This window comes from Parapedomonas caeni, from assembly GCF_041060555.1.
Taxonomy (GTDB): Bacteria; Pseudomonadota; Alphaproteobacteria; order Sphingomonadales; family Sphingomonadaceae; genus CAUJIW01.
Window position 1 is genome coordinate 1 of sequence record NZ_JBEUDS010000062.1, and the last position, 1,829, is coordinate 1,829.

Sequence of the window (1,829 nt, forward strand, 5' to 3'; positions counted from 1 at the left end):
CCGGAGGTCTTCATCCCGGCATTCGCGCGGGCGGCCCTGCAACCCCAACCAGCGATGCCGCCCGCGCTGGCGCCACGACCATCATTGCACTAACAATCAAATTGGACCCGTCCGTGGGGGCCGATCACGGCAAGGGCCTGAAAGCCGTTCGCGGCGCTGCCGTTTTGGTCGCCAAAAAGCTCCGAATGGTCGTCAATCTTGCCGTTGCTGTCGAGGTCGATGGCAAGAAGGCCGCTGCCTGCGCCTATCCAGCCCGACGCTTCGCGCATGCCGTCAACGTCGATATCCCAATAGACCGGAGATGTGTTGACGCTGGTGAGGTTGATGCCTGTTCCAGCGATATCCAGTACAAGAGGCGAGCCTGTGGTTATCGCAGTGCCAAAGGTGCTTTGGACAAGCTCCATCAGGTTGCCGATGTTGAAAACCTCGGACGGGTTCGAGAGGCCCCATTTGTAGTCATCGTAAAGCTGTTGGCTGAATCCGACGATGCCGAGGCCGGAGATTTCCTCGTACAAATCTTTGAACATACTCTCGCCAGCAGAGCCACCAAGATAGCCGCCCGCAAGGCCAGCCGCACCGACGAGGAGCATGCCTGCAGCGACACCGATGTTCACGCCGGGAACGGCCAGCAGGGCAGTGACACCCGCCGCGCTGATAGTACCGAGCCCTAAACCGCCAAGAAGGCCGCCTGTATGCCCTGCGAGTATCGAACCCGCTGAGTGATTGTCGCCGTTGCTGTAGGCAGCCTGAGCCTCGGCAATCGCCCACGCGGTACCGAGTACGTCGCCAATCCATCCCGCTTTGTCGAGCGCGCCCGCGTATTTACCGAGGTTGTGGAGCGCGCGCGCCTGCCCGTCGAAAAGAACTCCTGTCGAGTTGGCATGGATGCCGTCATGCACTGCGCCCTCGGGCAAGGACAGCGTCTGGCCGCCCCTATCGAGCACATAGGCTCCGTTCACCGGGTCATAGGTGGCCGACATATCAGGATACTTGGCCTGAACGGCATCGGCGGTGACATTCTGGTAAGGACGCCAGTTGGCATCTGGACTCCCCTCCGTCGAGAGGCCCTTATAATCCTCGATGCTCACGTGCCCATCGACAGCTAGGCGGTCTACAAGGTCAAAGGATTTTACGCGGTTATCGGCAAAATCTCCGCCAGCGGCACCTTGGTTGAAATAGCCATCATTGGAGGCAATATACTTAGGAACATTTGGGTCGGACAGAACCGGGTCAGAACCGGGATTATTTAATGCATGAATGATTGACTGCTCGCCAGCATTGCTGCCAGCGGGAATGCCTGTGACGGTTTCATTTATTCCCTTGTTGTTTAGCCAATTCTCCAGCGTGGTATCCTTTAGATACCTTTCTCCTGTTGCTGGATTAATGTTTTCCGTTATTGACTCTCGCCACACGCGGTCGGTGATACGCACGTCGTAATTTTCAGAAAGCGCATCTAGTACGCGATTCAAGCGCGATGCGTCGCCGGAGTTCTGTCCGAAAATGTTTCCAATGAAATCAGTATCTAGGAATAAAACTGGCTTTGTCATCGCTACCCGCTATTTTGTTTTAATTTTCATTTCACAAATTTCGAACAGACGGTGAATTGCTTCACCATAAATCTGATTGACAATATTAATGTCCAACCCAAGTATATTTACTGTTTTCGTAATCAAAGCTTCAATCTCATCATCAATCTCATAGCTGGACACCCGCAAAAACCCCTCGCGTTTGGGGCCATGATCTGATTCACTCTGTGCATTGGACGGAGAGGTTTGATGCACTCACGCAGCCTGTTTTCGCTGGCGGAGCACCTGGAGCGGCTGAGCAAG

2 protein-coding genes are annotated in these 1,829 nt (G+C 54.9%); both read right to left on the reverse strand.

The window, feature by feature from the left end:
- Window positions 1-89: 89 nt before the first annotated feature.
- Window positions 90-1,547, reverse strand: coding sequence for a hypothetical protein (locus tag ABU113_RS17125; RefSeq protein ID WP_454560662.1), 1,458 nt, complete (start codon window positions 1,545-1,547; stop codon window positions 90-92).
- A gap of 9 nt (window positions 1,548-1,556) precedes the next feature.
- Entirely contained in the window at window positions 1,557-1,781 is a 225-nt protein-coding gene (locus ABU113_RS17130; protein ID WP_454560663.1) for a hypothetical protein, read from the reverse strand.
- Between the last annotated feature and the right edge of the window lie 48 nt (window positions 1,782-1,829).

Bases quoted from the DNA above. Each gene is read 5' to 3' on its own strand.
- ABU113_RS17125 (WP_454560662.1), bottom strand. From the start codon at position 1,547: ATGACAAAGCCAGTTTTATTCCTAGATACTGATTTCATTGGAAACATT.